The sequence below is a fragment of the uncultured Sphaerotilus sp. genome, from assembly GCF_963924895.1.
Lineage (GTDB): Bacteria > Pseudomonadota > Gammaproteobacteria > Burkholderiales > Burkholderiaceae_C > Sphaerotilus.
Map to the genome: position 1 here is coordinate 1 of NZ_CAWURG010000005.1, position 16,394 is coordinate 16,394.

Annotated in this window: 14 protein-coding genes and 2 tRNA genes; 3 read left to right on the forward strand and 13 right to left on the reverse strand. The window is 67.5% G+C overall.

Annotated elements, in window-relative coordinates; all coding sequences use genetic code 11:
- Nucleotides 1-247 (forward strand): DUF1176 domain-containing protein (locus AABN02_RS01890; protein WP_338413230.1); only part of this gene is annotated, 247 nt, incomplete at its 5' end.
- Nucleotides 248-429: 182 nt separating this feature from the next.
- Here the strand turns inward: AABN02_RS01890 and AABN02_RS01895 are convergent.
- The 13 genes from AABN02_RS01895 to AABN02_RS01955 form a co-directional block, all read right to left on the reverse strand.
- Nucleotides 430-505, reverse strand: a tRNA-Asn gene (locus tag AABN02_RS01895).
- A 38-nt stretch (nt 506-543) separates the two neighbouring features.
- Nucleotides 544-619: transfer RNA gene (locus AABN02_RS01900), tRNA-Asn, on the reverse strand.
- Nucleotides 620-691: 72 nt separating this feature from the next.
- Nucleotides 692-2,860, reverse strand: coding sequence for an ATP-binding protein (locus AABN02_RS01905; protein WP_338413231.1), 2,169 nt, complete (start codon nt 2,858-2,860; stop codon nt 692-694).
- A 13-nt stretch (nt 2,861-2,873) separates the two neighbouring features.
- Complete coding sequence (locus tag AABN02_RS01910; RefSeq protein ID WP_338413232.1) at nt 2,874-3,689, reverse strand: ABC transporter substrate-binding protein; 816 nt, start codon at nt 3,687-3,689, stop codon at nt 2,874-2,876.
- A 194-nt stretch (nt 3,690-3,883) separates the two neighbouring features.
- Nucleotides 3,884-4,936: an NAD(P)/FAD-dependent oxidoreductase gene (locus AABN02_RS01915; protein WP_338413233.1), complete on the reverse strand. Its 1,053-nt coding sequence runs from the start codon at nt 4,934-4,936 to the stop codon at nt 3,884-3,886.
- A 13-nt stretch (nt 4,937-4,949) separates the two neighbouring features.
- Nucleotides 4,950-5,273 carry a ferredoxin FdxA gene (fdxA, locus tag AABN02_RS01920; RefSeq protein WP_338413234.1) on the reverse strand — a complete coding sequence of 108 codons (324 nt, stop codon included), beginning with the start codon at nt 5,271-5,273 and terminating at the stop codon, nt 4,950-4,952.
- A gap of 58 nt (nt 5,274-5,331) precedes the next feature.
- Nucleotides 5,332-6,108 (reverse strand): uroporphyrinogen-III C-methyltransferase, encoded by a 777-nt coding sequence (gene cobA, locus AABN02_RS01925; RefSeq protein ID WP_338413235.1) that lies wholly within the window; start codon nt 6,106-6,108, stop codon nt 5,332-5,334.
- Between the two features lie 11 nt (nt 6,109-6,119).
- On the reverse strand, nt 6,120-7,442 hold the full coding sequence (locus AABN02_RS01930) for a GTP-binding protein (RefSeq protein WP_338413236.1): 1,323 nt from the start codon (nt 7,440-7,442) through the stop codon (nt 6,120-6,122).
- Complete coding sequence (gene cysD / locus AABN02_RS01935) at nt 7,442-8,413, reverse strand: sulfate adenylyltransferase subunit CysD (RefSeq protein ID WP_338413237.1); 972 nt, start codon at nt 8,411-8,413, stop codon at nt 7,442-7,444. Before cysD ends, AABN02_RS01930 begins: the two co-directional genes overlap by 1 nt.
- Nucleotides 8,414-8,435: 22 nt before the next feature.
- A complete protein-coding gene (locus AABN02_RS01940) occupies nt 8,436-9,158 on the reverse strand; it encodes a phosphoadenylyl-sulfate reductase (protein ID WP_338413238.1) in 723 nt (240 codons plus the stop codon).
- Entirely contained in the window at nt 9,155-9,685 is a 531-nt protein-coding gene (locus AABN02_RS01945; protein ID WP_338413239.1) for a DUF934 domain-containing protein, read from the reverse strand. The genes AABN02_RS01940 and AABN02_RS01945 overlap by 4 nt, the downstream gene beginning before the upstream one ends.
- 24 nt (nt 9,686-9,709) lie before the next feature.
- Entirely contained in the window at nt 9,710-11,413 is a 1,704-nt protein-coding gene (locus AABN02_RS01950) for a nitrite/sulfite reductase (protein WP_338413240.1), read from the reverse strand.
- 25 nt (nt 11,414-11,438) lie between these two features.
- A complete protein-coding gene (locus tag AABN02_RS01955; protein ID WP_338413241.1) occupies nt 11,439-12,236 on the reverse strand; it encodes a sulfite exporter TauE/SafE family protein in 798 nt (265 codons plus the stop codon).
- Nucleotides 12,237-12,327: 91 nt separating this feature from the next.
- Here AABN02_RS01955 and AABN02_RS01960 point away from each other — a divergent pair, with 91 nt between their 5' ends.
- Together AABN02_RS01960 and AABN02_RS01965 are read left to right on the forward strand one after the other, a co-directional pair.
- Complete coding sequence (locus tag AABN02_RS01960; protein ID WP_338413242.1) at nt 12,328-13,260, forward strand: patatin-like phospholipase family protein; 933 nt, start codon at nt 12,328-12,330, stop codon at nt 13,258-13,260.
- 69 nt (nt 13,261-13,329) lie between these two features.
- A complete protein-coding gene (locus AABN02_RS01965) occupies nt 13,330-16,362 on the forward strand; it encodes an SUMF1/EgtB/PvdO family nonheme iron enzyme (RefSeq protein ID WP_338413243.1) in 3,033 nt (1,010 codons plus the stop codon).
- Nucleotides 16,363-16,394 lie beyond the last annotated feature (32 nt).

The following is a 16,394-nucleotide window of genomic DNA, read 5'->3' on the forward strand; positions in this document are numbered from 1 at the left end:
GCAGCTCGACCTGCCAATGCCTGATGGCAGCACGACCGACTCGCTTGTGACCGAGGGCCTCTACGCCGAGGGCACGCTGGACCTGCACGAGGCCGCCAAAGGACGGGGCATCGGCGATTGCTGGGCCAACCACCACTGGACATGGTCGGGCGACAGGCTGCAGCTGGTGAGCGCGTCGGAGTCGGATTGCCGGTTGTTCGAGGCGGGCGGGTTGATGGTGGATCTCTGGAGGGCGCGGGTGCAGTGAGCGGGCGGAACGCGACGGACTTCAGCTGCTGGACCCACTCATTGTTCTGGCGCGGGCTGGCCAAACCGGAGGGCGTTCACCGGTGCGTTCGGCAGCGACCAGAAAGGGACCGGCGGACCGATTGCACAAACAAGAACGGCTTAGCGATTTTGGCGCTAAGCCGTTGATTTGCTTACTAATTCTGGCTCCCCGACCTGGACTCGAACCAGGGACCTGCGGATTAACAGTCCGTCGCTCTACCAACTGAGCTATCAGGGAATTGTGCAGTTTGAGACGATGTTCAGCGCGATCTGATCTGGCTCCCCGACCTGGACTCGAACCAGGGACCTGCGGATTAACAGTCCGTCGCTCTACCAACTGAGCTATCAGGGAATCGTTTCGTGCTTTGTCGTCAACCGACAAGACGCATATTGTAGGGCGGAAAATGGTGTTGGCGCAATAGTTTCAGCCAACTTTATCGAGAGACGTCGACGTCGCACCGGACGGGCGGTGGATGGCGGGCAGGGCGATGTGGAAGACGCTGCCGCCGTTCGGGTGGTTCTTGCATTGCACGTCGCCGTCCAGTCCGCGCAGGATTTGCCGGCAGATCGCCAGTTCCAGGCCACTGCCATCGCCCTGACCGTCAGCGGCCCGCAGGGGCTGGAAGAAGGCGGAGAACATCGTTTCGCATTCGGCTTCCGGCAGACCCGGGCCCGCGTCGTGGATCCACCAGTGCAAACCCCCGTCGCTGTCGCGGGAGGCGCGCGCCTCGATGTGGCTGCCCGGCGGCGACACGCGCACCGCCCGCTCGATCAGGGTCCGCGCGGCCTGCTGGAACCGCAGGGCGTCGACGCTGGCCATCCCGTCGCCACAGGGCTTCACGACGATGGTGATCTGGCGGCTCCTGGCGTCGATGCGGGCATGCCGGATGACTTCCTCGACCAGGGCAGACGTGTCGACGAGCGCCCGGTGCAGGGTTCCGGCGGCGCTCTTGACCCGCGACAGGTCCAGCAGATCGTTCACCACCATGAGCATCCGCTGACCGCCGCTCTGGATGTGGGTGAACAGGTCGTGCTGTGCGCTGTCATGGCGGCTGCGCATGACGCCCAGTTCCGAGAAACCGATGATCGACTGCAGCGGCGTGCGCAGGGCGTGGCTGAGGTTGCCGATGAACTCGGACTCGGCGCGGTGGGCCGCGGCCGAGGCGGTCACCGCGTCGGCCGCACGCTGCTCGGCCTCGCGGAAACTGGTCACGTCGGTGATGCTGCCGATCACGCCGCCGGGGCGGCCGTCCGGGCGGGTCAGCGCTACCTTGGCGATCAGGGCCTGCCGCTTGGCGCCATTGCGCAGGATGATGTTTTCCATGTAGCTGCTCTGGCCCGTACCGGCCCAGAGCGCCACGTCCCGCACCGGGTGGTAGGCGAGGTGGCTCAGCGTCGGATCGGTGTCGGCGCGCTGCCCGATCAGGTCGTCGCGCCGCACGCCCAGGAAGTCCTCGAAGGCCTGGTTCACCAGCACGTAGCGGCCCAGCGGATCGAGCACGAACATCGGCGCCGGCGCTGCCTCGATCACGGCGCGCAGGTGGCGTTCGCTCTCCTCGAGCCGGGTGCGGGTGCGGTCCAGCACGGCGGCCACCCGCTCGTGCGCACGCAGACTGCGCCAGCTGGCGACCGTGCCGGCCACGATCATCAGCATGCCGACGACATCCGTGACCAGCAGCCAGCCCAGCTTGCGGCGCCAGGTCGCACCCACCTCGGCCATCGACTCCTCGACCACGACCAGCAGCGGATGCTTGCGGCTTGCGCGGAAGGAGGTGACGACGGCCGTCGCATCCAGCCCCAGTCCTTCGTAGCTGCCGTACTCCTGCTGGGGCAGGAATTCCTGCAGCGCCCGGTGGCTCGGGACGCTGGTGCCGGGCAGGCGCTGCACACCCTCGGTGCCGGCCAGCAGACGGCCCTGGTAGTCCAGCAGCGCGGCGTTCAGCGTGCGCTCGCCGAGGATCTGCTGGAAATGGTTGGACAGGTAGTCCGGGTTCAGCGCGGCCACCGTCAGGTAGGTCTTGCCATCGGGTGCCGTGCTCTGGCGGACCAGGGTCATCAGTCCGACACCCGCCAGCGGGCGCGGCGTGCCGACCGGGCGGGCAACCGGGTCCAGGCGGGTCGCATCGATCAGGTCGCGTCCGGGCAGCCACGGGCCCAGCCAGGCGTCGTCGGCGTTGACGGGGTGACCGAGCAGTTGCAGATCGAAGGTCGCGCCGACCGCGCTGGCATTGGAACTCACCAGAATCTTGCCGCCAGCGTCCAGCACGGAGAGGCTGCGCATGTACGGCAGGCCGCGCACGGACTCGACCAGGCGCGCGGACAGGTCGCTGGTGGTCGGCTCACCGGTGTGCAGGCGCTCGCTGACCATGGTCAGCGCGAGGGCCGTCGCGTCCAGGGTGCGGGTGGTCTCGTCCTCCAGCAACCGGGCCAGCAACTGGGTGCGCCGGGTTTCCTGCGCCAGTGTGTCCTGGCGCTGGTAGACCGCGAAGGTGCCGGACAGCAGGACCAGCAGCAGCAGCAGACCCGATCCGACCCAGATCAGCTGGGCACTGCTCAGCCAGGTCGGACGGATCGAAGCATCTCGGGCGTTCATCGGCAGGTGGTGGTCATTGTCCAACGGTCGGTCGGATCACGATCTCGGACAGGCGGTAGCGGCGGGCCGCGCTTTCGAGGCGGCCGTCCTGGCGCATGTCGGTGACGAACCGGTTGACGCGGGCGAGCCACGCGTCATCCCCAGGGCGGATGGCATAGGCATAGGGCAGCACATGGAAGGGTTGGGGCGGACTGATCAGGCGCGCCCATTCTGCGTTGTCGAGCAGGCGCCGGCTGTAGGGGTAGTCCGTCATGAAGACATCGACCCGGCCGGCTTCGAGTTCCTGTTCCCGGGTGGCCGGTGGGCGGATCACCACGAGGCTGGCCTGGTGCAGGGCGTCGCGCATCACCGGCTCCATGAAGGTGCCGGCCTGCACGGCCACCTGCACACCGGGCTGGTCGATGTCTTCCCAGCGCCGCACCACGCGGCTGCTGCGGGTCGCGACCGCGTAGATGTCACTCTGGAGATACGGGTGGCTGAACCGCAGCACCTTTTCACGCTGTGGCAGCACACCCACGGCAAACATGGCGATGTCGCACCGGTCCTTCAGCAGGTCGTCGACCAGCGAGGTGAAGGACGAATCGACATGGTGCAGCCGCGCACCCAGTTCCCGGGCGAACTCGGCCGACAGGTCGATGTCGAGTCCGGTGAACTGGCGTGTCTTGGGATTGCGGTAGCTGATGCCGTAGTAGTCCGGCCAGACGCAGACCCGCAGTTCACCGCTGCGGGTGATCCGGTCGACCACGTCTCCAGCGCCTGCGGAACAGGCCATCAGACTGGCGATCAGCGTCGTTGCCAGCGGTGCCAGCGTTGCCAAGCGGGAGGGCATCTTGATTCTTCCAGTCTGGCCAGGTGCACGATTCATGGGATGGGGCGCAGAGCCATGGATATTGACAGCAAGGAGTGTGATGGCGCTAAGGGTGATCTCTCGGTCACCGGTGCACTAAGCGCAGATTCGTATCGAATCGTGTGAGGGAATGCGCAATGGCCTTGTCGGGCCATGCCGACGCGCAGGGCCCGGAATCAGCCAGCGAGCCCGAGGCGCCGGTGCAGCAGCGCGCTGCTGGTCGTGTAGAGCAGGGGGCCGCGTTCGTCCGGACGGAGGCGCTCGTGCACGGCATGGGCGGCGAGCGTGGCTTCGTGGAAGCCGCAGACGATCAGCTTCTTCTTGCCGGGATAGGTGTTGATGTCGCCGACGGCGTACACCCCGGGCAGTGCCGTCTCGAAGGTGGCGACGTTGACCGGCAGCAGCTTGCGCTCCAGTGCAAGTCCCCAGTCCGTCAGCGGGCCGAGCCGCGGGCTGAGTCCCTGGCAGACGATCAGGACGTCGAGCGCGTGCTGCGTCTCCACGCCTTCGGCATCCAGCACGGTCACGGAGGCCAGCCGATCACCCAGGTCCTGCGCGGCGGTGATCTGGCCGATGCGGACCCGCAGGCGCCCGTCGGCGCGCAGCGCGGCCACCCGCGCCAGCAGCTCGGCCTCGGCGCTGAACTGGTCGCGCCGGTGCAGCAGGGTCACCTCGGTGGTCTGGGGACCTTCGGCGAGCGTGGTGGCGCGCTGCAGGGCGGCCTCGTCGCCGCCGACCACGAGGATCCGCTGGCCCGCGAAGGGCGCCAGATCGTCCGGGTGGTGAAAGACCTGCCGCTGCTCGTGCGCGTCCAGCCCGGCTACCTTGATGCGGCGCGGCGTGAACGCACCCACGCCCGCCGCGATGACGACGCTGCGCGCCAGAAACTGCGGCCCCGCACCGGTACCGACCTCGAACCGGCCATCGTCCAGCGGGCGCAGTGTCTGCACCTCGTGGCCGAAGTGCAGGCCGGGCCGGAACGGGGCGATCTGTTGCAGCAGGCGCTCGGCCAGCTCCCGGCCGGTGCACACGGGCACGCCGGGGATGTCGTAGATCGGCTTGTCGGCGTAGAGCGCGACACATTGGCCGCCGGCCTGCGGCAGCACGTCCACCACCTGCACCGACAGGCCGAGCAGGCCGAGCTGGAAGGCCTGGAACAGCCCGACCGGGCCGGCGCCGATCACCAGTGCATCGGTGTCGATCGGCACGGCAGGCACGGGGGTGGACATGTCCGGCAGCGGATCAGCGCTGCAGGAACTGGACCTTGTCCTTGACGTCCTTCCACTCGTCGGCGTCGGGCAGCGGGGCCTTGCGCTTGGTGATGCTGGGCCACTTGGGCGTCAGGTCGGCGTTGATCTTGATGAAGGCGAGCTGGTCGGCGGGCACGTCTTCCTCGGGGAGGATGGCGTTGACCGGGCACTCGGGGATGCAGACCGCGCAGTCGATGCACTCGTCCGGGTCGATGACCAGGAAATTGGGGCCTTCGCGGAAGCAATCGACGGGACAGACGTCCACACAATCGGTGTACTTGCAGCGGATGCAGGCTTCGGTGACGACGTGGGTCATGACGCGGTTTTCACTCGGTAGTTGGTAGGAGACACGGCAAAGGCAAAACTGATCGATTTTAAGGGGTCGGCCCGATTCCCGCGGCTTGACCTTGCTCAAGCACGGGTCTGGCCCCGGCGCCAACCGTGACCAGCGTGGGACGGCCGCCGTGGCGCTCGCCCGCGTCTGCCAGCGTGGCGACGACGTGCTGGCTGATGTGCTGGTCCGGCCAGCCGGCGCGCGAGACCACCAGCACGGGGGTCTCTGCAGCCCAGCCGACCTCGCGCAGCCGCTCGGCCAGCGAGGCGAGCTGGCGGCCCGCCATGTAGAACACCTCGGTGTCGGCGCTGCGGCGGGCCTGCAATTCACCCGTCTGGGTCATGGCGGTGCTGAACGCGACGCTGCGCCCCACACCGCGCCGGGTGAGCGGGCGCTGGGTCGCGGCGGCCGCCGCCAGCGCGGACGTGATGCCCGGCACCACCTCGCAGCCGATGCCCGCGGCGCGCAGGGCTTCGAGTTCTTCTTCGAGCCGGCCGAACACGCTCGGATCACCGCCCTTGAGCCGCACCACGCGCGACGAGCGCTGCGCGTGTTCGACCAGCAGGGCGTTGATGCGGTCCTGCCCGGTGCTGCTGGTGCTGAAGCCGCGCTTGCCGACATCGACCCATTCGGCCGAGGGCGCCTCGTCGCGCAGGGCCGGATCGGTCAGCGCATCGAACAGCACGACCTCCGCCTCGCGCAGCCGGCGCAGGCCCCGCAGCGTGATCAGATCCGCCGCACCCGGTCCGGCGCCGACGAACACGACGCGGACCTGCTCGGTCGGCTGGTGATCGAACAGGGGAGGCTGGGGCTGCAAGGCGCGCGACCTCAGGCCTGGACCAGCAGCGCGCCGCTGGTGCGGTTGGTGGTCGGATCGACGACGATCAGCGCGCCGCCGACGCGGTTGTCGGCATAGGCTTCGACCGGTAGCGCCTGCTGGGTCTGGATCTGCACGCGGCCGATCTCGTTGACGGCCAGCTCGTGCGTGTCGACCTTTTCCAGCGTGTTGATGTCCAGCCGGTGGTCGATCGCGGTGATGCGGGCCTGCACCCAGCGGTTGCCGTGGCGCACCCAGTACTTGCGGCCGAGCACGGCGGGTTCGGTGTCCAGCCAGGCCAGCGTGCCGCTGAAGGCCTGCTGCGTCGGGGCGCTGCCGGGCGTGAAGACCCAGTCGCCGCGCGAGACATCGACCTGGCGGTCCAGCACGATGCCGGCGGATTGCCCGGCGGTGCAGGCGTCCACCACGCTGCCGGCGTGGCGCACCGAGGCGACGATGGCGGTCTCGCCGCTCGGGAAGATCTGCACGGTGTCGCCGGCCTTCACCGAGCCGTGGGCGATGCGGCCCCACATGACGCGGTGCTGGTGGCCGGTGCCGTGGCCTTCGTCGCGGGCGACGTATTGAACGGGCACGAGCAGGTTGCCGTCGTGCGCTTCGTCCGCGACGGGCAGCGTTTCCAGCAGTTGCAGCAGCGTCGGGCCGGTGTACCAGTCCCAGTTCGCCGACGGCGTGGCCACGTTGTCGCCGCGCAGCGCGGAGACCGGCACGATGCCGCGCACGGTGATGCCGGCTTCTTCGGCGAACTTGCTCAGCGCCTTGGACACGGCGTCAAAGGCGGCTTGCGTACCGACTTCGATCGCGTCGAGCTTGTTGATCGCGAACACGATGCTCGGCACACGCAGCAGGCGGGCCAGCAGGCTGTGGCGGCGCGTCTGCGGCAGCAGCACGACGTCGTCCACCGAGGTGTCGAGCTTGGTGATGTCCACCAGTACGACCGCAGCGTCCGAGCCGGCAGCCGCTGTCACCATGTTGCGGGTGTACTGCTCGTGGCCCGGCGCGTCGGCGATGATGAACTTTCGCTTCTTGGTCGCGAAGTACTGGTACGCCACGTCGATCGTGATGCCTTGCTCGCGCTCGGCTTCGAGGCCGTCCGTCAGCAGCGACAGGTCGATCGGCGCGCCCGCCGCACGCTTTTCCAGCGCGTCGAGCTTGTCGGCCAGGATGCCGCGGCTGTCGAACAGCAGGCGGCCGATCAGCGTGCTCTTGCCGTCGTCCACGCTGCCAGCGGTCAGGAAGCGCAGCGCCTTGTGGGCCAGTTCTTCACCGGCGTCGATGTGTTCCACGGTGTTCACGTTCGTCTGCACGTCAGTCATCAGAAATACCCTTCCTTCTTGCGGCGCTCCATCGAGGCCTCGGAGGTGCGGTCGTCCATGCGGGTTGCGCCGCGCTCGGACACCGTCACCTGCAGCGTCTCGGCGACGATGTCGGCGGTGGTCGCGGCGTCGCTCTCCACCGGGCAGGTGCAGGTCATGTCCCCCACGGTGCGGAAGCGCACGTCCACGGTTTCCACGGTGTCGCTCGCGTCCGGCGGCGTCACATCCGTCACGGGCACCAGCAGGCCCTTGCGGCGGTAGATGGCGCGCTTGTGCGTGTAGTAGATGTTCGGCAGCGGGATGTTCTCGCGGGCGATGTAGAGCCACACGTCGAGTTCGGTCCAGTTGCTGATCGGGAAGGCGCGGAAGTGCTCGCCCGGCTTGATGCGGGTGTTGAACAGGTTCCAGAGTTCCGGGCGCTGCTCCTTGGGCTGCCACTGACCGAAGCTGTCGCGGTGCGAGAAGATGCGCTCCTTGGCGCGCGCCTTCTCTTCGTCACGCCGGGCGCCGCCGATCATGCAGTCGAAGCGGTGCTCCTCGATCGTCTCCAGCAGCGTCACCGTCTGGTGGCCGTTGCGCGACTCCAGCGGGTGCGCCAGGCGGATCGTGCCGCGCTGCATCGAGTCTTCGAGGTGTCCGACGATCAGCCGCTCGCCCATCTCGGCGATGCGGGCGTCACGGAACTCGATGACTTCGGGGAAGTTGTGGCCGGTGTCCACATGCACCAGTGGAAAGGGCAGCTTGCCGGCGAACACCGGGCGCTCGCTGGGCTTCGACAGCTTCTGCTTGAAGGCTTTTTCCGCGAGGTGCAGCACCACGCAGGAGTCCTTGCCGCTGGAGAACAGCAGGCCGGGGCGCTCGAAGGCGCCGGCGACTTCGCGCAGGATGAAGATCGCTTCTTCTTCCAGCGCGTCGAGGTGGCGGTGGTCCACGTCGGGGAGCAGGTGGGTCATGGTCGTCGGGGCGTTCATGGGTCTTGTCGGTCTTGTCGCTTCAGGCGGCGGGTTGCTTGACGTGCAGGCCACATTCCTTGGCCGACTCGTCTTCCCACCACCAGCGGCCGGCGCGGAACTCCTGCCCGACCGCGATGGCGCGGGTGCAGGGGGCGCAGCCGATGCTGGGCATGAACTGGTCGTGCAGCGGGTTGTACGGCACATCGTTGGTCGCGATGTAGTGCCACACGTCGTTCCAGCTCCAGTCCACCAAAGGGCTGATTTTCGCACGGCCGTTGTCGTCGGTCTCCACGGCCTGCGCTTCGCCGCGGGCGTTGGACTGGTCGCGTCGCAGGCCGGTCACCCAGGCGGTGCGCCCAGTGAGCATCCGGCCGAGCGGCTCCATCTTGCGGATGCCGCAGCACGCCTTGCGCAGCGCCAGGCTCTCGTACATCGCCTTCTCGCCGTTCGTGCGCACGAACTGAATCACCGACTCCTCGACCGGCCGGTACACCTCGACCGCCAGACCATAGTGTTCGGTGATGCGCGGGATCAGCGCGACGGTCTCGGGGTGCAGCGCGCCGGTTTCCAGCGTCGCCAGCGTGATCGGCAGGCCCAGCTTGGCGATCAGGTCGGTGACGACCATGTCCTCGGCGCCCAGGCTGGTGGACTGGATGATGGTGCCGGGGTGGGCGGCGGCGGTGTCCTTCAGGATCTGGATCGTCGCGGCCAGGCGCTCGTCGAAGCCAGCCGTTTTGCGGCCGTACAGGGCAATGGCGCTCATATCGCGGCTCCTGCGTTCAGGTATTCGGTTGCGCCAGCCTCGGCGGCCGGGCGGGCGAAGACCGGGCGGTGTTCGACCACATCGCCCTGGTAGTGGCCGGGGAAGAAGGTCAGCGCCCGGTCGGCGGCGTCCAGCGACTGGTCGCGGCGCAGCACCACGGCGTTGAAGCCGGTGCGCTGCAGCAGCGACATCATGTCGACCAGCACATCACCCGTGGCACGGATCTCGCCGGCAAAACGGTAACGCGCGCGCAGCAGGCGGGCCTGGGTGTAGGCACGGCCGTCGACCCACTTGGGGAAGTGCAGCACGATGAGCGACAGGCGCGGCAGATCCGCCTCCAGCGTCTCGATGTCCACGGTGTTCGGGACGATCACGCCGGTCAGCAGCCCGGCGGGCCAGGTCTCGCGCACGGCGTGCCACTGCGCCAGGGTCAGCAGCTGGTGGTCGCGGGCGACAGGGTGCGGCGACGGGCCGTCTTCACCGCCGACGGTGTGCCAGGCGTCGTGGGGGGTGTCGATGAACTTCATGGTGGGCTCTCTCGCGTCTCGGGCTCAGGCGGCGGCGGTGTGGTCGCGGGCGGTGGCGATGCGCTGGGCGTTGGCAGCGACCTTGAACGGCTCCAGTCCCAGGCGGTGCAGCGTGTCGATGAACTTCTCGCCGGCCGCGCGCTCGCTGCGGTAGGTCTCCAGGATGGCTTCCACCGCGTCGGTGATCTCGCTGGCCGCAAACGACGGGCCGATCACCTTGCCGGGCACGGCAGTGGGCGCATGCGCCGAGCCGTCCGAGCCGCCCAGCGTCACCTGGTACCACTCGCTGCCGTCCTTGTCGACGCCGAGGATGCCGATGTGGCCGCTGTGGTGGTGGCCGCAGGAGTTGATGCAGCCGCTGATGTGCAGGTCGATCTCGCCCAGGTCGAACACCTCGTCCAGATCGGAGAAGCGCTCGGTCAACTCGGCCGCCACCGGGATGGAGCGGGCATTGGCCAGGTCGCAGAAATCGCCGCCGGGGCAGGCGATCATGTCGGTGACGAGGCCGATGTTCGGGGTGGCGTAGCCGGCGGCCTTGGCGGCGGCGTAGACTTCGGGCAGGTCGCTGGCCTTGATCCAGGGCAGCAGCAGGTTCTGGTCGTGCGTCACGCGCAGCTCGCCGTGGCTGTAGCGGTCGGCCAGATCGGCGGCCTGGTCCATCTGCACGTCGGTCACGTCGCCGGGGGCCTGTCCGGCGCGCTTGACCGACAGCGTCACCGCACGCCAGCCCGGCACGAGGTGGGCGTGCACATTGCGCTGGATCCAGCGCTGGTAGGCCAGCGGCAGATCCGCCTGCAGGCCGACTTCCGGCAGCGGCGTCACATCGGCCGGCCGGGTGAAGCAGGCGGCCACGCGGTCGAACTCGGCCTGCGTGATGAGGTGGGCGCTGCCGTCGAGGTCGCGCGTCAGGATGTTCTGGAACTCGGCGTTCACCGCGTCGAAGAACTTCTGGCCTTCCGCCTTGACGAGGATCTTGATGCGCGCCTTGTAGGCGTTGTCGCGCCGGCCGTAGCGGTTGTAGACCCGCACGATGGCTTCGATATAGACAAGGATCTGCTGCCAGGGCACGAAGTCACTGATGACCGAGCCGATGATCGGCGTGCGGCCCATGCCCCCGCCGACCTGGACGCGGAAACCGATCTCGCCGGCTGCGTTCTTCTTGAGCTGCAGGCCGACGTCATGCCAGCCGATCGCGGCCCGGTCTTCCACGGCGCCCGAGACTGCGATCTTGAACTTGCGCGGCAGGAAGGCGAACTCGGGGTGCAGCGTGCTCCACTGGCGCAGCAGTTCGCAGTAGGGGCGCGGGTCGACGATCTCATCGGCGGCGACACCGGCCAGCCCGTCGGTGGTGGTGTTGCGGATGCAGTTGCCGCTGGTCTGGATGCCGTGCAGGTCCGCGGCGGCCAGCTTGTCCATCACGTCGGCGGCCTGCGTCAGCGGAATCCAGTTGAACTGGACGTTCTGGCGCGTCGTGAAGTGGGTGTAGCCACGGTCATGGACGCGGGCGATCTCGGCCAGCGCGCGGATCTGGCGGCTGCTGATCGCGCCGTAGGGCACGGCCACGCGCAGCATGGGGGCATGGCGCTGGATGTACCAGCCGTTCTGCAGGCGCAGGGCCTTGAAGTCGTCGCCGTCGAGCTGGCCGGCGAAATGGCGGTCGAGCTGGTCGCGGAACTGGGCCGCGCGGGCGTGGACGAACTGGCGGTCGAAATCGGTGTACTGGTACATGGCGGGCAGTCTGTCAGTCAGGCGTTCAGGCGGTCAGCAGGATCTTCTTGGCGGCGAGCAGCAGCGACGCGCACAGCGCGAGGCGTGTCCACACGTCCGGCAGCATCTTGGTCAGGCGCGCACCGATCCAGATGGCGGGCACCGAACCGGCGAGCAGTTCGATCAGCAGCGCCCAGTGGACGTTGCCGAGCGTGGCGTGGCCGATGCCGGCGACGAGCGTCAGCGGCACCGCGTGCGCGATGTCGGTGCCCACCAGCCGGGTGGTCGGCAGCCGGGGGTAGAGCAGCAGGATCATCGTGGCGCCCAGCGCGCCAGCACCGATGGAACTCAGCGACACGAGCACACCCAGGATCAGGCCGCACACCAGGGTGAGGGCGGTCTGGCGCTGCGGCGTGATGAACCGCTCCAGCCACAGGCCGATGCGGTGCCACACCGGGCGGAAGATGATGGTCACGGCGGTCAGCACCAGCGCGATGCCGAGCGCATAGCTCAACATGCTGTCGGCGCGCTTGGTGATGCCGACGATGTGCATGTAGGCGGTGGTGGCGATCGACGCCGGAATGCTGCCGGCGAGCAGCCAGCCGGTGATGCGGTAGTCGACGTGGCCGTGGCGGTGGTGGGCGATCGAGCCGGAGACCTTGGTCAGGCCGGCGAACCACAGGTCGGTGCCGATGGCGACCGCCTTCTCCAGGCTGAACACCGAGATCAGCAGCGGCGTCATCAGCGAGCCGCCGCCCACGCCCGTGAGGCCCACGATCAGGCCGATGCCGAAGCCCGCGGCGATGGCCAGCCAGTCGATCGTGAAACCCAGGGTGTCGAGCATGTAGGGGTACCTTGCAGTGCAGCAAAATCAGGATGTGCGACTCTAGTGGCTGTCGTCATGCCGCCAAACAACATTTTCAGATGATGCTTATATGAATTCAGACATTATAAAAGGGCGTCGCCGCCTGTTGACGGGGCTCGGGACCGCTGCCGTGCTGGCACTGGCGGGCTGCGGAACGACCGGCCCGGTGCAGACGACCGGCGCGCCCACCGTGACCGAACCGGCCACCGCGCCGCGCCCGGCACCGCGCCTCCCGCGCATCGGGCTGGCGCTGGGCGGCGGCGCCGCGCGGGGTTTCGCGCACATCGGCGTGATCCAGGTGCTGGAGGAAAACGGCATCCGCCCCGACCTCGTCGTCGGCACCTCGGCGGGCAGCGTCGTGGCCGCGCTCTACGCCGCGGGCCACACCGGCGCACAGCTCGCGACGCTGGCCGACGGCATGGACGAGTCCGCGATCACCGACTGGGCCTTCCCGCTGCGCGGCGCGATCCGCGGCGAGGCGCTGGCCACCTACATCCGCAAGAACACCGGCGGCAAGAACATCGAGCAGATGAAGATGCCGCTGGGCATCGTCGCCACCGATCTGGCGGACGGCCAGCCCATCCTGTTCCAGCGCGGCGACACCGGCACGGCGGTGCGGGCGTCGAGTTCGGTGCCGGCCGTGTTCCAGCCGGTCAAGATCGGCGAGCGCGAGTACGTGGACGGCGGGCTGGTTGCGCCGGTGCCGGTGCGCTATGCCAAGCAGATGGGCGCCGAGTTCGTCATCGCGGTGGACATCTCCTCGCCGCCGGATGGTGCGGCCACGGGCGACGCGATGCGCATGTTGCTGCAGACGTTTTCGATCATGGGCCGCAGCATCAACAACTTCGAGCTGAAAGAGGCGGACGTCGTGCTGCGTCCCAAGCTCACCGGCATCTCCAGCGCGGACTTCGCGGCGCGCAAGCGCTCGATCGCGGCGGGGCGGGAGATGGCGCTGGCGATGCTGGGGGAGATCAAGGGGAAGATTGCGGCGAAGACGCGGTGAGCGGTCCTCGCTAGATCCTCCAACGGTTGAATATCGTCCGTTCGATGGTTGATTTTCGTCCGCATGAGGATGGTCCCGTTCAACTGGCCGCGCTGTCTGGTTGAGAATCCGGCAAAACCGGAGGGAGACATGGGCATGGGGAATGGCAGCAGCGTGCGGACGGTGCGGATCTTTCTGGCGTCGCCGAGTGCCGACACGCTGGAGGCGCGGGCCCGCGTGGTGCAGGTCGTCAATGAGATCGGAGCCGATCCGCTGTATGCGGCGCATGTGCGGCTGGATCTGCGGCGCTGGGACGATCCGGCGCGGCCGGTGGCCTGCGATCGGGCCGGCAATCCGCAGCAGGACATCGTGCAGCAGGTCGGCTCGCCCGGCGACTGCGAGTTGGTGATTGGGATCTTTGCGCACACGATGGGCGGGACGCTTCCGAAGGATCGTTTTTCGGTACCTGCCGGGCGTGATGACCCGTGGCACTGCTCGGAATGGGAGGTGGCGCAGGGGCTTGGAGCGCAGCGTTCGGTCTGGGTGTTCCATGACCAGCGGCCGTTGATGACCAACACGGCACAGGCCAAGCGCGCCTCGCTGGCGGTCAGCGAGTACATCGAGGATTTCGATCCGCTGGACGGTTCGATGCGCTCCGGGTTCAACCCGTTCTCGGATCTAGATGACCTGGCCAGTAAGTTGCGCTACGTCCTGCGGGTCTGGCTGTCCACGCGGTTCATTCGTCAGCAGGGCGATCCCTCGCCGTCGAATCACCGACGCCTGCGCGAACTCTCCTACCTGGATGGTCTGACTGAGCGCCTGTCCCAGCATGAGCTGCGCTATGTCCCGCTGTCTGGTGAGGAAACGCCGGAGCAGCGGCTGGAGCGGGTACTCAAGGATCTGGTGATCCCGTCGGACTTCGTGCTCGAAGCCTTCGAGATGGACGGCCGGGCGGCGTGTACCGGGCATGCGTCCATTGAGCCGGTGGTCTATCAGGACGTGCTGGAGGCATACCGGGCTTTGCCGGCGCGGGGTGAGGTGCGGCGGCTGGCGGTGCTGGGCGAGCCGGGGGCGGGCAAATCGTTCTCACTTGGGCGCATCGCCTGCGAGCTGGCGCGCAAGGCACGGGCGGACGAGACGCAGCCGGTGCCCGTGATGGTCGCGCTCGGCCTATGGACGGATGCAGACGAGACACTCGACGCCTTCCTCGTCCGGCGCAGCGCGCCCTTCTTGGCCGACGATCTGCAGACGCTGCGCCGCGAGGGCCGGCTGTTGCTGCTGCTCGACGCGGTCAACGAGATTCCGCCGGGCCAGCGTTCGGCCAAGGCTGCCGAGATCGCCGAACTGGCGGGGGACGAGTCCATCGCTGCGATGGTGCTGAGTTGCCGGGCGCGCGATTTCGAGGTGGAGCTGAAATCGCGGCTCGCGTTCGACACGCTCAAGCTGTTGCCCTTACAACCACCGCAGGTGCATGAACTGCTGCGCCGCACGCTGGTGATGGTCCACGGTGAGGCAGGTGGTGCTCGTCTGGCTGATGAAAAGTTCTGGAACATTGTCGGCCGACCTGATCTTCAGCAGGTATGGCAGATCTGGAAGAAAGACGGAGCCTCCTGGAACGATTTCTGGCTGTCTTCGGAGCTGGTGATGCCTAGATGTTCCGATCGTAGTGTCGTCAAACGGATGGAGCACATACGCATCTGGGGCGATTCGCTGTCCGACCGCCGAAGTCTTCTTTGGCTGGCCGTCAATCCGTTTCTGCTGACGGTGATGATGCAGTTGAAAGCCATTCCACCGAATCGGGCGCAACTGTTCGCCGGGTTTCTGAAGGTGCTGCACGAGCGCGAGCGCCGAACATGCGAGAAGCGTGGCGATGCGGTCGGCGTGCCGACGCTGGCCGCGTGGCGGTTGGTGCTGGTGCAGGTCGCCGAGGCATTGCAGCGGGTGGATGGGCGAGAAGGCGACGATGGTGCGCGCACTGCGCTGGCCCGCACGGACTGGCCGGTGGCACTGGACGAGGCCATGCTGGTGTTCTCGATCGACGCCAGCGTGTTGCAAGTGGTGGATGGCGAACTGCGCTTCACGCACCAGTTGTTGCAGGAATCGCTGGCGGCGGACGTGCTGCTCGACGCGAGCCGCAGCGGGCGGCGTCCTGCGAGTGATTTCTGGCCTGAACAGCGAGGCTGGGCGCGCACGGGCTGGGAAGTGGTCGCCGAGATCGCCGGAGAAGCCTGCGGGGCCGATGAAGCCGCCCGGCTCAAGCTGATCGAGTGGCTTTCCACCGCAGTGCCGAAGGTGGCTGCCGACGTGTGGAAGCACCTGAACCGTCCCGCCTTGCCCGCCGAGTTGCGACAGGCGATTGCCGATCAGTGGTGTCCGCGCCTGACCGACAACACGGCCGAACCGGCTCCCGAGGCTCGCGCTGCGATCGGTGAATGGCTTGGCGCGCTGGATCTTGACCGCCGGCCCGGCACCGGGCTGCGGGCGGATGGTGTGCCGGACATCGAATGGGTGCTGATCGACGACGAGAACGAACCGTTCTACATCGGCCGTTATCTGGTCACGAATCGGCAGTGGCAGGCGTTCATCGACGATGGAGGTTATGAGACTGACCAATGGTGGCAAGGGCTGGCCGAGCGCATGGCGCCAATAACGCCGACTTGGTCAGAACCCACCGCGCCGCGCGAAACGGTGAGCTGGTACGAGGCGATGGCGTATTGCCGTTGGCTGTCGGTTGCGGCAGAACAGGCGGTGAGGCTGCCGACCGAAGCGCAATGGGCGCGGGCGGCACGGGATGTGTATGGTGAAGAGTTGGATGCCAAGCTGGAGAATGAAATGTTCAGTTTGGGGCGTACTACTGTCGTTGGCTCTTACCAAGTCTGGACGGCTGGCAAAGATCTTCCTCAGGATCTGGGAGGCAACGTATGGGAACTCTGCTCCTGCAAATTCGGCGTCGCGCCAGAACTTGCACACAAGCGACCTGAGCTTCGGGTTGTTCGCGGTGGTTCGTGGGCCGATCGGTCGTTGTGTGTGCATCCAGGCCGCCGAGGGATGCAGATGCCGGATAGTCGGAGTACCAATGTGGGGTTGCGGTTGGTGCGTGCGGTGCCCCATTCAGAACCCTGATTCCTGGACCATCGCGAAAGCGATGCAACCCG

Bases quoted from the DNA above. Each gene is read 5' to 3' on its own strand.
- AABN02_RS01905 (WP_338413231.1), bottom strand. From the start codon at position 2,860: ATGAACGCCCGAGATGCTTCGATCCGTCCGACCTGGCTGAGCAGTGCC.
- AABN02_RS01910 (WP_338413232.1), bottom strand. From the start codon at position 3,689: ATGCCCTCCCGCTTGGCAACGCTGGCACCGCTGGCAACGACGCTGATC.
- AABN02_RS01915 (WP_338413233.1), bottom strand. From the start codon at position 4,936: ATGTCCACCCCCGTGCCTGCCGTGCCGATCGACACCGATGCACTGGTG.
- fdxA (WP_338413234.1), bottom strand. From the start codon at position 5,273: ATGACCCACGTCGTCACCGAAGCCTGCATCCGCTGCAAGTACACCGAT.
- AABN02_RS01930 (WP_338413236.1), bottom strand. From the start codon at position 7,442: ATGACTGACGTGCAGACGAACGTGAACACCGTGGAACACATCGACGCC.
- cysD (WP_338413237.1), bottom strand. From the start codon at position 8,413: ATGAACGCCCCGACGACCATGACCCACCTGCTCCCCGACGTGGACCAC.
- AABN02_RS01940 (WP_338413238.1), bottom strand. From the start codon at position 9,158: ATGAGCGCCATTGCCCTGTACGGCCGCAAAACGGCTGGCTTCGACGAG.
- AABN02_RS01945 (WP_338413239.1), bottom strand. From the start codon at position 9,685: ATGAAGTTCATCGACACCCCCCACGACGCCTGGCACACCGTCGGCGGT.
- AABN02_RS01950 (WP_338413240.1), bottom strand. From the start codon at position 11,413: ATGTACCAGTACACCGATTTCGACCGCCAGTTCGTCCACGCCCGCGCG.
- AABN02_RS01955 (WP_338413241.1), bottom strand. From the start codon at position 12,236: ATGCTCGACACCCTGGGTTTCACGATCGACTGGCTGGCCATCGCCGCG.
- AABN02_RS01960 (WP_338413242.1), top strand. From the start codon at position 12,328: ATGAATTCAGACATTATAAAAGGGCGTCGCCGCCTGTTGACGGGGCTC.
- AABN02_RS01965 (WP_338413243.1), top strand. From the start codon at position 13,330: ATGGTCCCGTTCAACTGGCCGCGCTGTCTGGTTGAGAATCCGGCAAAA.